We start from the raw sequence: 14125 nt of genomic DNA, 5'->3' as shown, positions 1-14125 counted from the left end.
GCTGGAGGTTGAACATGGACCTTGCAGTGTGCTGGGGAACGTCGTGCAGCGCGCAGCGAAGCATCCCGTGTGCTTTCTCTGATTACTTTCTGCGAGCGAGGTGCTTCGCTGCGCGCTGCATGACCGTCAATTAGCCTGGGTATTCCTTCGCAAAAAACTGCACCAGCGCCTCGAAAGCGGCGTCGGGCACGGCGGGGAAGTTGGCGATGCGGACGGTGGTGTTTTTGAGGGGGCCGTAGCCGCTGCCCAGCTGCAGGCCGGCTTCCTTGGCTTTGCCCTTGATTTCTTCGATGAGCGCGGCGTCTCCTTTCAGGCCGACGACGGTGGTGGAGCGCGTTTCGGGGTTCGTGACGAAGGGCTGGAGCGGGGTGGCCTGGTCGAAGAAGGCGTAGAGCTTCTCGGCGCGGTCCACGAGGTGCTGGTGCACGGTTTTGATGGGCTCGCGGTCGGCCAGCACGCGGCTGAGCAGGTAGATGCCCAGCACGTTGGGCGTGTAGTTGGTTTGGTAGTTCAGCATCTGGCTCAGCATGGCCGGCAGCGCGTTGTAGTGGGCGCGGTCGTTCACAGCTTTGGCCTGGGCCACGGCGCGGGGCGACAGTATCATGACGCCCAGGCCGGCGGGCAGCCCAAAGCACTTCTGCACCGAGCCAAACCACACGTCGGCCTTGATGTACTTCAGGTTGAGCCCGGCCAGCGAGCTGGTGGCGTCCACGGCCAGCAGGGTGCCGTTGAGTCGGTTGAACAGGTTCAGGATGAAGCCTTCGCGCAGCTGGGTGGCGGTGCTGGTTTCGTTCTGGGTGATGCACACCAGGTCGGTGTCGTCGGCCGAGAAGGGGAGGGCGGCGATGTCGGGCACCTCGTCGAGCCCGAACGAGAGGCCCGTGCTGGCCGGCCGCAGGGCCTGGGCGTACTTCAGCCACTTCTCGCCAAAGTCGCCGTTGTAGAGGTGGAAGGAGCGGCGCGGCGTGAGGCTCTGGGCCAGAATTTCCCAGCACTCGGTGGCCGAGCCCGTGAACAGGACGGTGTAGTCCTGCGGCACGTTGAGTTTGGTTTTGAGGTCGGTCACCGTCTGGCGCACCAGCGAGGTCACTTTTTCGGAACGATGCGGGGCCGAGAGCCAGCCCTCGTCAAAGGCATCGGTGAGGTATTGCCGAACGGCGGGGTATACGGCCGAAGGGCCCGGGTTGAAAGTATACATGGGGAGAGAGAGCAAATGAAGAGAGGCGCCGCCAGCGCAAAGGTAGCGGCTATGCCAACCGCCAAAGGAAGGATTTTGTGGCGGTTCAGCGTCGCCCGAACGTCCTGAACACCTATTCCATTGTCTCCGCGCCCATCCCAAGGCTTCTTGCCCGCGTGGTGGGCTGAAGCACATCGTGTTTCTTCCACAGCCTGGCAAGCTATTCCCGAACGTTCGCCAGCTGAGGCTGAGGCACAAATAAATCTCCATGGCTCAACCCACGCCACCGATTACCGAAGCACAACCCAGCAGTTTTGCAGCGCTGCTGGGTATTGCCGGACTACAAATAGCGCCTGGCAGGCCCCATTAGAGGCCTCCGGGGCATAAACCATGTAAGTGAAGCACAAAATCTATTCCTCCCGCACAAACGTTCAGGCTGGAGCACAACCCCGCACAAGCGCGGCTCACACCCGGAAGCCGACGCGCTTGGGTTGCTGGTTCACGAACCACTGCACGGCCAGCCGGTAGCTTTCCAGCCCGAAGCCGCTGATGCTGCCGGCGCAATTTCGGCCCAGCAGGCTTTTTTGGCGGAAGTCTTCGCGGGCGTGCAGGTTGCTTAGGTGCACCTCCACCACGGGCGTGGCGATGGCGGCCACGGCATCGGCCAGGGCCACGCTGGTGTGGGTGTAGCCGCCGGCGTTGAGCACAATGCCGTGGTGCGAAAAGCCCACTTCGTGCAGCTTGTCAATGAGCGCGCCCTCGTGGTTGGACTGAAACTGCGTGAGCGCGTGCTCCGAAAAAGCCGCTTCCAGCTCCGGAAAAAAGTCTTCGAACGAGCGGGTGCCGTACACGCCGGGCTCGCGGCGGCCGAGCAGGTTGAGGTTGGGGCCGTTGATAATCAAAATGTGCATGGCAAGCCGCGCGGGGCGGAAAAAGGCGTTGTAAAAGCAAATACATCAGGGCTGCACCACCACGCGGCGCGTGAGCACGCCCGCCGCGGTGCGAGCCCGCACCAGGTACACGCCGGGCGCCACGGCACCCAGGTCGAGTGCGGCGCCGGCGGCCGCGGCAGTAGCCGAAACGGTGCCCGTCCACACGGTCTGGCCCAGCATCGACTGCACGGCCACGGCCACCGGCGCGGTGCCGGCGGCCGTGCCCTGGCTCAGGCGCAGGGTGAGCCGGCCGCGGGTGGGGTTGGGGTAAACATCGAGCGTGGCGCCTGCCAGCTGCGGGCCGGCGGTGGCCAGGCCCGTGGGCACCAAGAAGCCGGCCGTGTTGTCGAGCAGGTCGTCGCTGCTGCCCTGCACGGCGTTGGAGCCCATGCCGCGCCGGGCAAACACCTGCCAAATCAGCGCCTGGTTGGCCCCGCCAAACGTGGCGCGGTCGGCGGCCAAAATGGCGTCGCGGCCGTCCAGGAAGCCGGGGCTGCAGGGCTGCAGCTTCAGGGCGTCCATCACCAGCTGCAGGGTTTTGTTGTTGCCGCCGGTGCCGGTGCTCAGGTTGGCGTCGTAGCCGTAGCGCTGAATCATGGCCCAGTTCAGGTCCCACAGCACGGTGCACCACACCAGCCCGATGTTGTGCGAGTCGTAGGGGTAGCCAAACCCGTCGTCGCCATAATTCACGCCGTTCACCGTCTGGCCGATGAAGGCGTAGGTGGCATTGTTGGCGGCAAAATTGGTGCTGTAGGGCAGGGGCCGGATGCCGGGGCCCGAAGTGGACTGGCTCAGGACGTAGGTGCCGATGCCCCGGGGCGTGGCGCCCACATCGCCGGGCCGGGTGGTCATCCACAGCTCAAAAAAGTCGCTCCAGCCTTCGCCCATCTGTTCGGCGTTGTCGAGGCAGTTGGGCGCGCCGGCCGGGCCGCCCGTGAGGCGCGTGCTGATGCCGTGCGCGTACTCGTGCGCCACCACGCCGTTGTCGAAGCCGCCGTTGCGGTCGGGCGGCGCGGCGGCCCCCCGCAGCGAGGCCGTGAGGGGCCCGCCGGAAGCCATGGCCGCCTTCAGGCGCTGGCCGTCGGTGCGCGTCACCATCACCAGCGGTATGCGCAGGCCCACCGTGTCGGCCGGGTCCATTTCCAGATGCACCAGAAAATCCTGGCTGTGCACCAGCACCAGGGCCCGGGCGCCCGCCTGCTGGGCGGCGCGCAGCTTGTCGACGTAGGCGCAGTCATAGTCAAAATCGGCCACGGCGATGTTGCCGCGCACCTGGGCCGCATTGGTCCAAGTGGGGTTGCAGCCGCTGGAAGGAGTCGCGGAGCCGTCGTTGGCCAGCACCAGCGTGCCGCTCAGGGGCGCGCCCAGGGGCAGGGCCCGGCCCACGGGGGCCGGCATCGCGGCGTAGGTGCCGGCGGCCGAGCCGGAGCCGGCCACCGTGAGGGCGTTGGGCAATGGCGTCTGCCAAATGCCCAGCACAATCTCAGGGTAGGAGAAGGGCGTGATGACGCCGTCGGCGGTGGGGTTGAAATAGCCTTCGCTGTAATTCTCCCCAATCTGGGCCCGGATGTAGTCGCCGCCGCCGGCCACGCCGCTGTAGTTGGTGGCCTGGAAGTTGCCGCTGGCCTCGCTGAAGCCATAGCGCAAACTCAGGTCGTGCATCAGGTTGGTCCAGTAAAACAGGTTGGTGAGGGCGGCTGGCTGGTTGGCCTGGGCCGAAAGCGCCGGATTGTGGGCAAAGTCAAATTCCAGCCCCGTGCCGCCATCGGGCGAGAAGCCGGGCGTAACCACGTGGTTGCCCACCGGCGTGAAGGCATACGCGTTGTTGCCGCGGCTGATGGTGTATTCCGGGCCGGCCGCGCCGTTGGTGTCGTGCCAGCCGAAGGGCGAGGCCACCGCGTCGGCCGGGCTCACCGCCACCGTGGCGGCGCCGTGCAGGGGGCTTTCGAGCGGTGCGGCAAACACGCGGTAGCCATTGGCCACGGCGGGGCCCTGGGCCCGCTGCGGGCCGGCAGGCGCCGACGTCGGCAGGGCCGCGCCGGCTTTTCTCGTCTCGCGAATGATGCGGTTGCGAGCCTTGAGCACCCGGCCGGTGGCGGCGTCCACCAGCACGGTCCAGGCGTCGGGGCCGGTGGCGGGGCGCACCTGCACCTGCCACGCGGCCGCCAGTGCCCCGGTGGGCCGGCGCAGGTACACCAGCGTGGCGGGCTCCGGGGCGGCCGCTGCGGGCTGACGCAGGTGGGCCAAGGCCGTGGCGGTAGCAGCGCCGGGGGCCACGGCGGGCGCCGCCAGCCGGGCCACCGCGGCCCGCAGGCCGCCCACAAAGCTGCCGGTGCGGCTGAGCAGCTTGCCGGCCGCGTCGAAGTGCAGGCCGACTTCGGTGCCCAGCACCGCGGTGCCGTTGAGCTGCTGGCACAGAAAGGCGTGGCGCAGGCCGTTGTGCGCGTCGGCGTAGCTGCCCGTCACCACCACGTCGGGCAGGTCGGCATCGCTCAGGCCCAGGCTGGCGGCGTGGACCCGCACGTACTCCAGGGCTTGTGCTTGCACAGGAGAGGCAAGCGTGGCGGCTGGCGCCGTGGGCTGGGCCAGCACGGGCGTTGCGCCCAGCAGGACCGCGCAAAACAGAAGTCGACGGTGGGCGGCAGTGAGGAAAAGTGGCAGCATGCAGGAAAGGAAAAGGTGAGATGGATAAGCCGTGGATGCCGACCCCGGGCGAAAGGTTGGCTCAGCTGCCGGCAAAAATGCGCCAATTTTTGGCCCCGGCCCCGGCCGCTGCCCCGGCTGGCCTACTTTTGCCCCATGACCTGGCCCCAAGCCCTGAAACAATTCGACGGCTACCTGCGCCTCGAAAAGTCGCTCTCGCCCAACTCCGTGGAGGCCTACGTGCGCGACGCCACCAAGCTGCAGCAGTTTCTGGTGTTCCAGAAGCTGCACGTGGGCCCGCTGCAGGTGACCACCGAAATCCTGCGCGAGTTTCTCACCACCCTGCAGGGGCTGGGCCTGGGCGCCACCTCGCAGGCTCGCACGCTGTCGGGCCTCAAGGCCTTCTTCAACTTCCTCATCATGGAAGACCTGCTGAAGCTCGACCCCACCGACACCCTGGAAGCCCCCAAAACCGGCCGCCACCTCCCCGACACCCTCAGCTACCCCGAGATTGAGCAACTGCTGGCCGCCATCGACCTGAGCACCGACGACGGCCTGCGCGCCCGCGCCCTGCTCGAAGTGATGTACTCGTCGGGCCTGCGCGTGAGCGAGCTGTGCGACCTGCGCCTGAGCAACATGTACGCCGACCAGGGCTTCATCAAAGTGGTGGGCAAGGGCAACAAGGAACGCCTCGTGCCCATCGGCCGCGAAGCCCTCAAGCACCTCAACTTCTACCTCAGCGGCGTGCGCGGGCACCTGGACATCAAGCCCGGCGCCGAAGACTTCGTGTTTCTGAGCCAGCGCGGCCGGCCGCTTTCGCGCATCACCGTCTTCACCACCCTCAAGAAACTGGCCGAGCAGGCGGGCCTGCGCAAAACCATCAGCCCGCACACCTTGCGGCATTCCTTCGCCACCCACCTCATCGAGGGCGGGGCCGACTTGCGCGCCGTGCAGGAAATGCTGGGCCACGCCAGCATCACCACCACCGAGATTTACACCCACCTGGATAGGGATTACCTGCGGCAGGTCATCACCGAGTTTCACCCACGGAGCTAAGAAACAGGCGAAAGGGGAGGGGCCCGGCGTTGTACCGTCCATTTTCAAGGCCGCATTGTGTAAATTTGGCCTTTATGCTTCCGTCGAATGGCCGATAACCGATACAAGAACACTCCCGCCGGCCCGTCGGCTAACCGCCCGGCCGAGCCCCGGCCCACGCGGCGCAACGAGCCCCGCGCCAACGGCCCGGCGCCCGAGCCCGCCCCGGCCCGTGCCCCCGAGCCCCGGCCCGCCGCGGCCAACGTGCCCAAAGCTGCCCGCCCGGCGCCCGCGGCCAAGCCCGCCAAACCGCCCCGCGAGCCCCGGGGGCCCATGCCCGGCGTGGGCAAGCTGCTGGAAATCCTGCGCGACCGCCGCTTCCACCTCTTTGTGGGTTTTGGCCTGCTGCTGGCCAGCCTCTACCTCACCATCGCCTTCACTTCCTTCCTGTTCACGGGGCACGCCGACCAAAGCGTGGTGGCCTCGCTGAGCACCGTGCCGGTGAAAGAAGCCGGGCAGGAGTCCGGCAACTGGCTGGGGCTGTTGGGGGCGTGGGCGGCTCAGCTCTTCATTTACAAGCTGTTTGGGGTGGCGGCGTTTGCGCTGGTGCCCATCGTGTTTTTTCTGGGGGCTAAAATCGTCTTCCGCACCGCCAAGGTGTCGGTGAGCTACGTGCTGGCCCTGGGCCTGTTCACCATGGCCTGGCTGAGCGTGCTGCTCGGCTACGTGGTGGTCACGCTGGCCACGCCCGGCGCCGACCCCGTGCTGGCCCACCGCCTCGACTTCCTGTGCGGCGGCGTGGGCTTCGAGGCCGCGTCCTGGCTCGATAGCCTCATTGGGTGGGGCACGGTGCTGCTGCTGGCGTTTGCGCTCATCTCGTTTGTGGTGTTCTTCTTCAACGTCACCAGCCTCAACCTGGGCAACTTCCGCCGCTTGAGCACCGAAGACGACGCCGACGAAGACGCCGAGCTGGAAGCCGAAATTGCCGCCGAGCAGGCCGCGGCTGCCGCGCCGGCTCCCGTGGCGCCCGCCGCCCCGCAAATGACCCTGAAAACGCGCCCCGCCGAGCCCGCAGCAGCCGTTTCAACCGCCACTAACTCCGCCGCCGGCGCCCAGAACACCGATTTGGAACTGGACAGCCACGAGCCCGGCCCTGCTCCGGTAGAGTTCGAGCCCGCCCCGCGCATGGGCGCCGGCGTGGCCCTGAGCGTGGGCAGTGCGGCCCTGGCGCCGGCCGCGGCGCTGGCGTCTACGGCGGCTGGTGCTGCCACGGCTGCCGCCGCGGCCGTGCCGCTGGTGGCTTCCGGCCCGGCTTTTTCCATTGAGATGCCCACGGCGGAAGTGGTGGAAGTGGCGCCCAGCGCGCCCACGGCCACCATCCCCACACCGCTCTCGCTGGCCGACCTGGCCGATGGCGACATGCCTGCCGTGGCCCCGCTGGCGCCCGCTGCCCCGGCGGCCACGCGCCCGCTCGAAATCACGGTGCCCGGCCGCGACGACCTCGACCCCAACGCCGGCGCCGACATCGCCGCCGTAGCCGACGAAGACGAGGACGCCGACGCCATGCCCCCCGGCAACTACGACCCCACGCTGGAACTCTCGCGCTTTCAGTTCCCCACCCTGGAGCTGCTCAACGACTACGGCGTGGCCAAGGCTCAGGTAACCAAGGAAGAGTTGGAAGCCAACAAGGACCGCATCGTGGAGACGCTGGGCCACTACGGCATCGGCATCGCCAGCATCAAGGCCACCATCGGGCCCACCGTCACGCTCTATGAAATCGTGCCCGAAGTGGGCGTGCGCATCTCCAAAATCAAGAGCCTGGAAGACGACATTGCCCTGAGCCTGGCCGCGTTGGGCATCCGCATCATCGCGCCCATTCCGGGCAAGGGCACCATCGGCATTGAGGTGCCGAACACGAAGAAGGAGATGGTGAGCATCCGCTCGGTGCTGGGCTCGGAGAAGTTTGCCCGCTCGGAGATGGATTTGCCGGTGGCCTTTGGCCGCACCATCACCAACGAGGTGTTCGTGGCTGACCTGGCTAAAATGCCCCACTTGCTTATGGCCGGCGCCACGGGCCAGGGCAAGTCGGTGGGCCTGAACGTGATTCTGGCCTCGCTGCTCTACAAGCGCCACCCCGCCCAGCTCAAGTTTGTGCTCGTCGACCCCAAGAAGGTGGAATTGAGCATTTTCAACAAGATTGAGCGCCACTACCTGGCCAAGCTGCCCGACACCGACGAGGCCATCATCACCGACACCAAAAAGGTGGTGAACACGCTCAACTCGCTGTGCATGGAAATGGACCGGCGCTACGACCTGCTCAAGGAAGCCGGCTGCCGCAACCTGAAGGAGTACAACGCCAAGTTCATCGAGCGGCGCCTCAACCCGAAGAAAGGCCACCGCTTCCTGCCCTTTATTGTGCTGGTCATTGACGAGTTGGCCGACCTGATGATGACCGCCGGCAAGGAGGTCGAGACGCCCATTGCCCGCCTCGCGCAGCTGGCCCGCGCCATTGGCATTCACCTCATCGTGGCCACGCAGCGCCCGTCGGTGAACGTGATTACCGGCATCATCAAGGCCAACTTCCCCTGCCGCATCTCCTTCAAGGTGACGAGCAAAATCGACTCGCGCACCATCCTGGACACCGGCGGGGCCGACCAGCTCATCGGCCAGGGCGACATGCTCTTCTCGGCCGGCTCGGACCTGATTCGTGTGCAGTGCGCCTTCATCGACACGCCGGAGGTGGACCGCGTCTGCGACTTCATCGGCGAGCAGCAGGGCTACTCCGACGCCTACCTGCTGCCCGAAGTGGCCGGGGCCGACGGCGACGCCGGCAGCGGCAACGAGGAAATGGACCCTTCCGAGCGCGACACCATGTTTGAGGAAGCGGCGCGCTGCATTGTGCTGCACCAGCAGGGCAGCACCTCGCTGCTGCAGCGCAAGCTCAAGCTGGGCTACAACCGCGCCGGCCGCCTCATCGACCAGCTGCAGCACGCCGGCATCGTGGGCCCGTTTGAGGGCAGCAAGGCCCGCGACGTGCTCATCCCCGACGAGTACCAGCTGGAGCAGCTGCTCAACTCGATGAAGTAGGGTAGGCTTCCGCTTGGGCTACTTTTTTTGCCTCATCGCGGCATCATTGGCATTTTGGCCGGACGTTTGTTAAACGAAATCCGTATCAGGCCATCAGAGCGCATTCAACCCCGCTCACAGCTTTTTCCATCTAATGAAAAAATACCTCTCTTCTCTGCTGCTCGCGGCCACGCTGGCGCTGCCCGCCGCCGCCCAGCAGGACCCCAAGGCTGGCAAAATTCTTGACCAGATGAGCGCCAAATACCAGGCTCTGAAAGCTTTCCAGGCCACTTTTACCCAAACGCTGGAAAACCCCGGCGCGAAGGTGAAGCAGAACATCAACGGCGACATCGTGGTGAGCGGCCAGAAATTCCGCCTCAAAATCAGCGGCCAGGAAGTTATTAACAACGGCACCACCACCTGGACCTACCTGAAAAACGAAAACGAGGTCAACATCTCCGACTCGGACCCGGACTCGCAGGATATGTCGCCCTCGCAGATTTATACGATGTATAAAAAGGGCTACAAGTACACCTACGTGCAGCAAGTCACGGAAGGCGGCGAGCCCCTCGACGTGATTGAGCTGGCCCCGGAAAACCGCCAGAATGACGTGTTTAAGGTGCGCCTGAAAGTGCGCAAGAAGGATGCTTCGGTGAAAAGCTGGCAGATGTTCAAGAAGAACGGCAACCAGTACACCTTCCTCATCAAAAACTTCAAGCCCAACCCGCCCGTCGACGCCAACACCTTTGCCTTTGATAAGGCCAAGTACAAAGGCGTGAAAGTGGTGGATTTGCGGTAATTGCAAGTTGCCCTCCGAATTAGAAAACGGCCCGCTCCGAAAGAGGCGGGCCGTTTTACATTTGCTTCATGCGCGAAGATTTCTACCATTACGTCTGGCAGCACCAGTACTACGACAAGCTGGATTTGCGCACCACCGGCGGCGAGGAAATCCAGGTGCTGCGCCCCGGCCACCGCAACGCCGACGCCGGCCCCGATTTCCTGAATGCCCGCCTGCGCATCGGCGAGGTGGAGTGGAACGGCGCCGTCGAAATTCATCTGCGCGCCTCCGACTGGGCGCGTCATCAGCACCAAATCGACCCCAAATACGACCAGGTGATTTTGCACGTGGTGGCCAGCGCCGACGCCGAAGTGACCCGCACCAACGGCAGCGTTATTCCCGCGCTGGCCTTACAATCCCGTGTTGCGCCCGAGCTGCTGGCGCGCTACCACGCCTTGGTGGAAGCGCCCGCGGCCGCGCCGCTGCCGTGCGCACCGCTGCTGCAGCTGGTGCCCGAAATCACCAAAACCATGATGACCGAGCGCGCCCTCCTGGAGCGCGTGGAGCACAAGGCCGACATCGTTATGACCCTGCACGACAGCCTTGGGCAGGACTGGGAGGCCACCGCCTACCACGCGCTGATGGCGGCGTTTGGCTTTCAAAAAAACAGCGAGCCCCTGGCCCGGCTGGCCAAGGCCGTGCCGCTGCCCGTGCTGCGCCGCCATCGCCACGACCAACGCCAGCTCGAAGCGCTGCTGTTCGGGCAGGCCGGATTTCTCGTTGAGAATGAAGAGACGGCAGCCGATGACTACATCCGCGACTTGAGGCAGGAACACGACTTCCTGCGGCACAAATACAGCCTGGCCGAAACTGCCCTGCAGGCCCATGAGTGGAACTACCTGCGCCTGCGGCCGGCCAATTTCCCGCCGGTGCGCCTGGGCCAGCTGGCCGGCCTGCTGCACGCCCGCCCGGCCCTGTTCGACGCCCTGCTGACGGCGCGGAGCGTGGCGGCCCTCACCGAGTTTTTTCAGGCGCCGGCCCCGGAGTACTGGCGCCGCCATTTCCGGCCGGGCCGCCCGGGCAAAGTGCCGGCCCTGGGCAAAAGCAGCATCGACCTGCTCATCACCAACGTGGTGGTGCCCCTGCGCGTGGCCTACGCCCGGCACGTGGGCCAGCCGGCCGTGGTGGAAAGCAGCCTGGCCTTGCTTAGCCAGCTGCCGCCCGAGCACAACCAGTTCACCGACGTGTACGAGGCCCTGGGCTTCGCGCACCGCACGGCGGCCGAGTCGCAGGGGCTGCTGGCGTTGCACAAGCAGTATTGCGCGCCCCGTCGCTGCCTGCACTGCACCATTGGCAGCCGTTTGGTACAACAACCCCGCGTCGCGCGATGAAACTTGCTATTGCGTTGGTTCTGAATGCGGCGCTGCTGGCGGTGCTGCTGCCGTGGCTGCGCCGGCAGTGGGAGCGGGCGCCGGCCTGGGCGCGCGGGCTGCTGGCCTGGGGGCTGGCCGGGCGGCTGCTGGTGGGCGCCTGGCGGGGCTGGCACCTGGCCGACGACGCCCTGTTCATCAGCGAGCAGGCGGCCTCTGTGACGCGCCTGCTGCGGGCGGGGCAGGTGTGGCAAGCGCTGTTCACCGACGAGGTGGGCTGGCGCCAGCAGGTCATCACCTACTACGGCATGTCCAACACGCTGTTCATGGCCAAAATCCTGGGGTGGCTGAACCTGGCCTCGCTGGACAGCGGCTGGCTGAACGGCATTTACTTGAGCTTGTTCAGCTTCGTGGGCTGCTGGACGTTGGCCAGCACTTGCGGGCGGCTGTTTCCGCGCACGCCGCCAGCCGCTGCCGTGGTGGCATTTGTGGCGTGGCCCACGGTGGTCTTTTGGGCGGCTGGCGTGGCCAAGGAGCCGCTGCTGCTGGGCAGTGGGACCTGGCTGCTGGCCCTGTACCTGCAGTTGTTTTACGGGCCGGGCTCGGCGTCGGGCCGGGGGTGGGCTGCCACGGTGGCGGGCCTGCTGGTGTTGGCGTACGTGCATTTTTTCATGCGCTATTTTTTCGCGGCGCCCTTGCTGGGGGCGCTGGTGGGGCTGGCCGTGGTGCACCTGCTGCAGCGGCTGGGGGGCGCGCGCAGCCGGGTGGCGCAGGTGCTGGTGCTGGTGGCGGTGCTGGCCGGCGGCGCCTGGGCGGCCACCGAAGTGAGCGTGGCGTTCCGGCTCAATAAATTCACCAACCAAACCATGCGCATCTACGCGCACTCGCTGGAGATGTCGGCCGCCAAGGCCCACATCGAATACCCCGACCTGCGGCCCACGGCCGAAAGCTTTCTGCGCCACGCCCCGCAGGCGGCCCTCAATGCCTTCACCCGGCCGTGGGTGGGCGAGTCGTGGCAGCCGCTGTACGTGGCCGCTGCCCTCGAAAACCTGGCGCTGCTGGGGCTGTTTGCCACCGCGGCCTATGCCGCGTGGCGCAAGCGCTGGGGCCATTTGCCCTTCGGGCTCGTGGCGGCCCTTGCCATATTCTGCTTGGTGCTGGCCGTATTGCTCGGCCTGAGCACGCCCAACCTGGGCTCGCTGAACCGCTACCGCAGCGCGGTGCTGCCCTACCTGGTGTACCTGCTGCTGCAAAACGACGTGGCCGCTCTGGGCCTGCGCCGGTTGGGGCTGGGCAGCGGCCAGCATGCGCCCGGCGAAGAGCCGCCCGCTGCCCCGGTGCCCGGCAGCAATGCTCCTGCGACGGGCGCCGTACCTTTGTAGCTCTCCGCGACCCGGACGGCCCAGTTGCGGCGCCCGGTCCTCGCCCCAGCCCTCTGCAACCTTTTCTAATGGAAAACCCCGTTATTATTCTTGGCGCCCAAACCGTGGGCACCGCCGCCCTCGACGCTTTTCTTTCCAACGACGTGGTGGTGTACTGCCTGCTCGACGACGATAAAAAGCTGCAAGGCACCGAGCTGCTCGACGTGCCCGTGATGGGCAACACCGACGACGGCGAACTGCTGAAATTGCTGGGCAAAAAGTGCGAAGTCTTTGTGGCCACCGACGACACCGCCAGCCGCCGCAGCCTCACCGAGATGCTGCGCAACGAGTACGAAGCCGTGCCCGTGAACGCCATTCACGAGCGCGCCAGCGTGTCGAACCACGCCACGCTGGGCCACGGCAACTACGTGGGCCCCAACGCCGTGGTGGCGGCTACTGCCACGCTCGGCGACGGCTGCCTGGTGAACGGCAACGCCGTGGTGGAAGCCCGCGCCACCGTGGGCAACTTTGCCCAGCTGGGCAGCGGCGCCCTTATCGGGGCCGACGTTCAGGTGGGCGAGCAAGCTTTCGTGGGCGCCGGTGCCGTGGTGGTGGCCGGTGTTAAAATCGGCGACAAAGCCCGCGTAGGCGCCGGCTCGGTGGTGGTGGCCGACGTGCCCAACGGCCAGACCGTGTTCGGCAACCCGGCTGTGAAAGTGTAAATTATAGTTGTCAGTTGCCCGTTGTCAGCTGCTAGTCCCAGACTTCGCAGCTGACTACGCTAATAACTGACAACGAGCAACTGACCATTATGGACTACCAGGTTCTTCTGTATTACTGCTATACGCCGATTGAGAACCCCGAGCAATTTCGGGAAGAGCACCACCGCCTGTGCCTGGAGCTGGACTTGCGCGGCCGCATCATCGTGGCCGCCGAAGGGCTGAACGGCACCGTGTCGGGTACCCGCGAAAGCTGCGCCCTTTACATGGAAATCGTAAAGGCCGACCCGCGCTTTGCCGCGTTGGAGTTTAAGGTGGACGACGTGGCAGCCCACACCTTCCAGAAGCTGCACGTGCGCGTGAAGCCCGAGATTGTGCACAGCAGCCTGCGCCACGTGCGGCCCCACGAGAAAACCGGCCAGCACCTATCGCCCGAGGAGTTCAAGGCCCTGAAGGACCGCGACGACGTGGTGGTGGTCGACGTGCGCTCGGACTACGAGTACAACCTCGGCCGCTTCAAAAACGCGGTGACGCTGGACATCGAAAACTTCCGCGACTTCCCCGACCGCGTGGAGCGCCTCAAGGAATTCAAGGACAAGAAAATCCTGACCTACTGCACCGGCGGCGTGAAGTGCGAAAAAGCCAGCGCCTACCTGTTGGAGCAAGGCTTCGAAAACGTGTACCAACTGCACGGCGGCATCATCAAGTACGGCATCGAGGCCGGGGGCGAGGACTTCGACGGCCAATGCTACGTGTTCGACAACCGCGTGGCCGTGGACGTGAACCGCGTGAACCCCACCGTGATTTCGCGCTGCCAGCACTGCCAGCAGCCCAGCAACCGCCTCATCAACTGCGCCAACCCGCACTGCAACGCCCACCTGCCGCTGTGCGAAGCCTGCGGCGACCAGCTGCAAGGCGCCTGCTCCGAATCCTGCGCCGCCCACCCCGACAAGCGCGCCTACGACGGCACCGGTTCTTACCCCAAGCTGAGCAACCATTACAACCCTGCCCAAGGCCTAGCCTCGTACAAGGCCTGAAACGACT

General features: G+C 65.8%; 10 protein-coding genes. 7 read left to right on the top strand and 3 right to left on the bottom strand.

Features of this window, described 5'->3' with window-relative positions:
* Positions 1-130: 130 nt before the first annotated feature.
* The 3 genes from JAO73_RS10765 to JAO73_RS10755 form a co-directional block, all read right to left on the bottom strand.
* Complete coding sequence (locus tag JAO73_RS10765; protein WP_190922170.1) at positions 131-1198, bottom strand: aminotransferase class V-fold PLP-dependent enzyme; 1068 nt, start codon at positions 1196-1198, stop codon at positions 131-133.
* A gap of 443 nt (positions 1199-1641) precedes the next feature.
* The gene (aroQ, locus tag JAO73_RS10760; protein WP_198977047.1) at positions 1642-2088 is read right to left on the bottom strand and encodes a type II 3-dehydroquinate dehydratase; all 447 of its coding nucleotides are present in this window, start codon (positions 2086-2088) and stop codon (positions 1642-1644) included.
* A gap of 45 nt (positions 2089-2133) precedes the next feature.
* Positions 2134-4773 carry a M36 family metallopeptidase gene (locus JAO73_RS10755; protein WP_198977046.1) on the bottom strand — a complete coding sequence of 880 codons (2640 nt, stop codon included), beginning with the start codon at positions 4771-4773 and terminating at the stop codon, positions 2134-2136.
* Between the two features lie 135 nt (positions 4774-4908).
* Here JAO73_RS10755 and xerD point away from each other — a divergent pair, with 135 nt between their 5' ends.
* The 7 genes from xerD to trhO all read left to right on the top strand — a co-directional run bounded on the left by xerD (position 4909) and on the right by trhO (position 14118).
* Positions 4909-5808 carry a site-specific tyrosine recombinase XerD gene (gene xerD, locus JAO73_RS10750; RefSeq protein WP_198977045.1) on the top strand — a complete coding sequence of 300 codons (900 nt, stop codon included), beginning with the start codon at positions 4909-4911 and terminating at the stop codon, positions 5806-5808.
* A gap of 87 nt (positions 5809-5895) precedes the next feature.
* Entirely contained in the window at positions 5896-8874 is a 2979-nt protein-coding gene (locus JAO73_RS10745) for an FtsK/SpoIIIE family DNA translocase (protein ID WP_198977044.1), read from the top strand.
* Positions 8875-9007: 133 nt separating this feature from the next.
* Positions 9008-9652, top strand: a complete 645-nt coding sequence (lolA1, locus tag JAO73_RS10740; RefSeq protein WP_190922175.1) for an outer membrane lipoprotein periplasmic chaperone LolA1 — start codon at positions 9008-9010, stop codon at positions 9650-9652.
* A 68-nt stretch (positions 9653-9720) separates the two neighbouring features.
* Positions 9721-11022, top strand: coding sequence for a DUF2851 family protein (locus JAO73_RS10735; protein ID WP_198977043.1), 1302 nt, complete (start codon positions 9721-9723; stop codon positions 11020-11022).
* Positions 11019-12383: a hypothetical protein gene (locus tag JAO73_RS10730; RefSeq protein WP_198977042.1), complete on the top strand. Its 1365-nt coding sequence runs from the start codon at positions 11019-11021 to the stop codon at positions 12381-12383. Before JAO73_RS10735 ends, JAO73_RS10730 begins: the two co-directional genes overlap by 4 nt.
* 68 nt (positions 12384-12451) lie before the next feature.
* Entirely contained in the window at positions 12452-13084 is a 633-nt protein-coding gene (locus JAO73_RS10725) for a NeuD/PglB/VioB family sugar acetyltransferase (RefSeq protein ID WP_190922178.1), read from the top strand.
* Positions 13085-13173: 89 nt separating this feature from the next.
* The gene (gene trhO, locus JAO73_RS10720) at positions 13174-14118 is read left to right on the top strand and encodes an oxygen-dependent tRNA uridine(34) hydroxylase TrhO (protein ID WP_198977041.1); all 945 of its coding nucleotides are present in this window, start codon (positions 13174-13176) and stop codon (positions 14116-14118) included.
* Positions 14119-14125: the final 7 nt, after the last annotated feature.

It is taken from the genome of Hymenobacter miniatus (assembly GCF_016427455.1).
Classification (GTDB): domain Bacteria; phylum Bacteroidota; class Bacteroidia; order Cytophagales; family Hymenobacteraceae; genus Hymenobacter; species Hymenobacter armeniacus.
The sequence above is the reverse complement of the archived record's forward strand: the minus strand, read 5'-3'. Positions and strand labels throughout refer to the sequence as shown.

Bases quoted from the DNA above. Each gene is read 5' to 3' on its own strand.
- JAO73_RS10765 (WP_190922170.1), bottom strand. From the start codon at position 1,198: ATGTATACTTTCAACCCGGGCCCTTCGGCCGTATACCCCGCCGTTCGG.
- aroQ (WP_198977047.1), bottom strand. From the start codon at position 2,088: ATGCACATTTTGATTATCAACGGCCCCAACCTCAACCTGCTCGGCCGC.
- JAO73_RS10755 (WP_198977046.1), bottom strand. From the start codon at position 4,773: ATGCTGCCACTTTTCCTCACTGCCGCCCACCGTCGACTTCTGTTTTGC.
- xerD (WP_198977045.1), top strand. From the start codon at position 4,909: ATGACCTGGCCCCAAGCCCTGAAACAATTCGACGGCTACCTGCGCCTC.
- JAO73_RS10745 (WP_198977044.1), top strand. From the start codon at position 5,896: ATGGCCGATAACCGATACAAGAACACTCCCGCCGGCCCGTCGGCTAAC.
- lolA1 (WP_190922175.1), top strand. From the start codon at position 9,008: ATGAAAAAATACCTCTCTTCTCTGCTGCTCGCGGCCACGCTGGCGCTG.
- JAO73_RS10735 (WP_198977043.1), top strand. From the start codon at position 9,721: ATGCGCGAAGATTTCTACCATTACGTCTGGCAGCACCAGTACTACGAC.
- JAO73_RS10730 (WP_198977042.1), top strand. From the start codon at position 11,019: ATGAAACTTGCTATTGCGTTGGTTCTGAATGCGGCGCTGCTGGCGGTG.
- JAO73_RS10725 (WP_190922178.1), top strand. From the start codon at position 12,452: ATGGAAAACCCCGTTATTATTCTTGGCGCCCAAACCGTGGGCACCGCC.
- trhO (WP_198977041.1), top strand. From the start codon at position 13,174: ATGGACTACCAGGTTCTTCTGTATTACTGCTATACGCCGATTGAGAAC.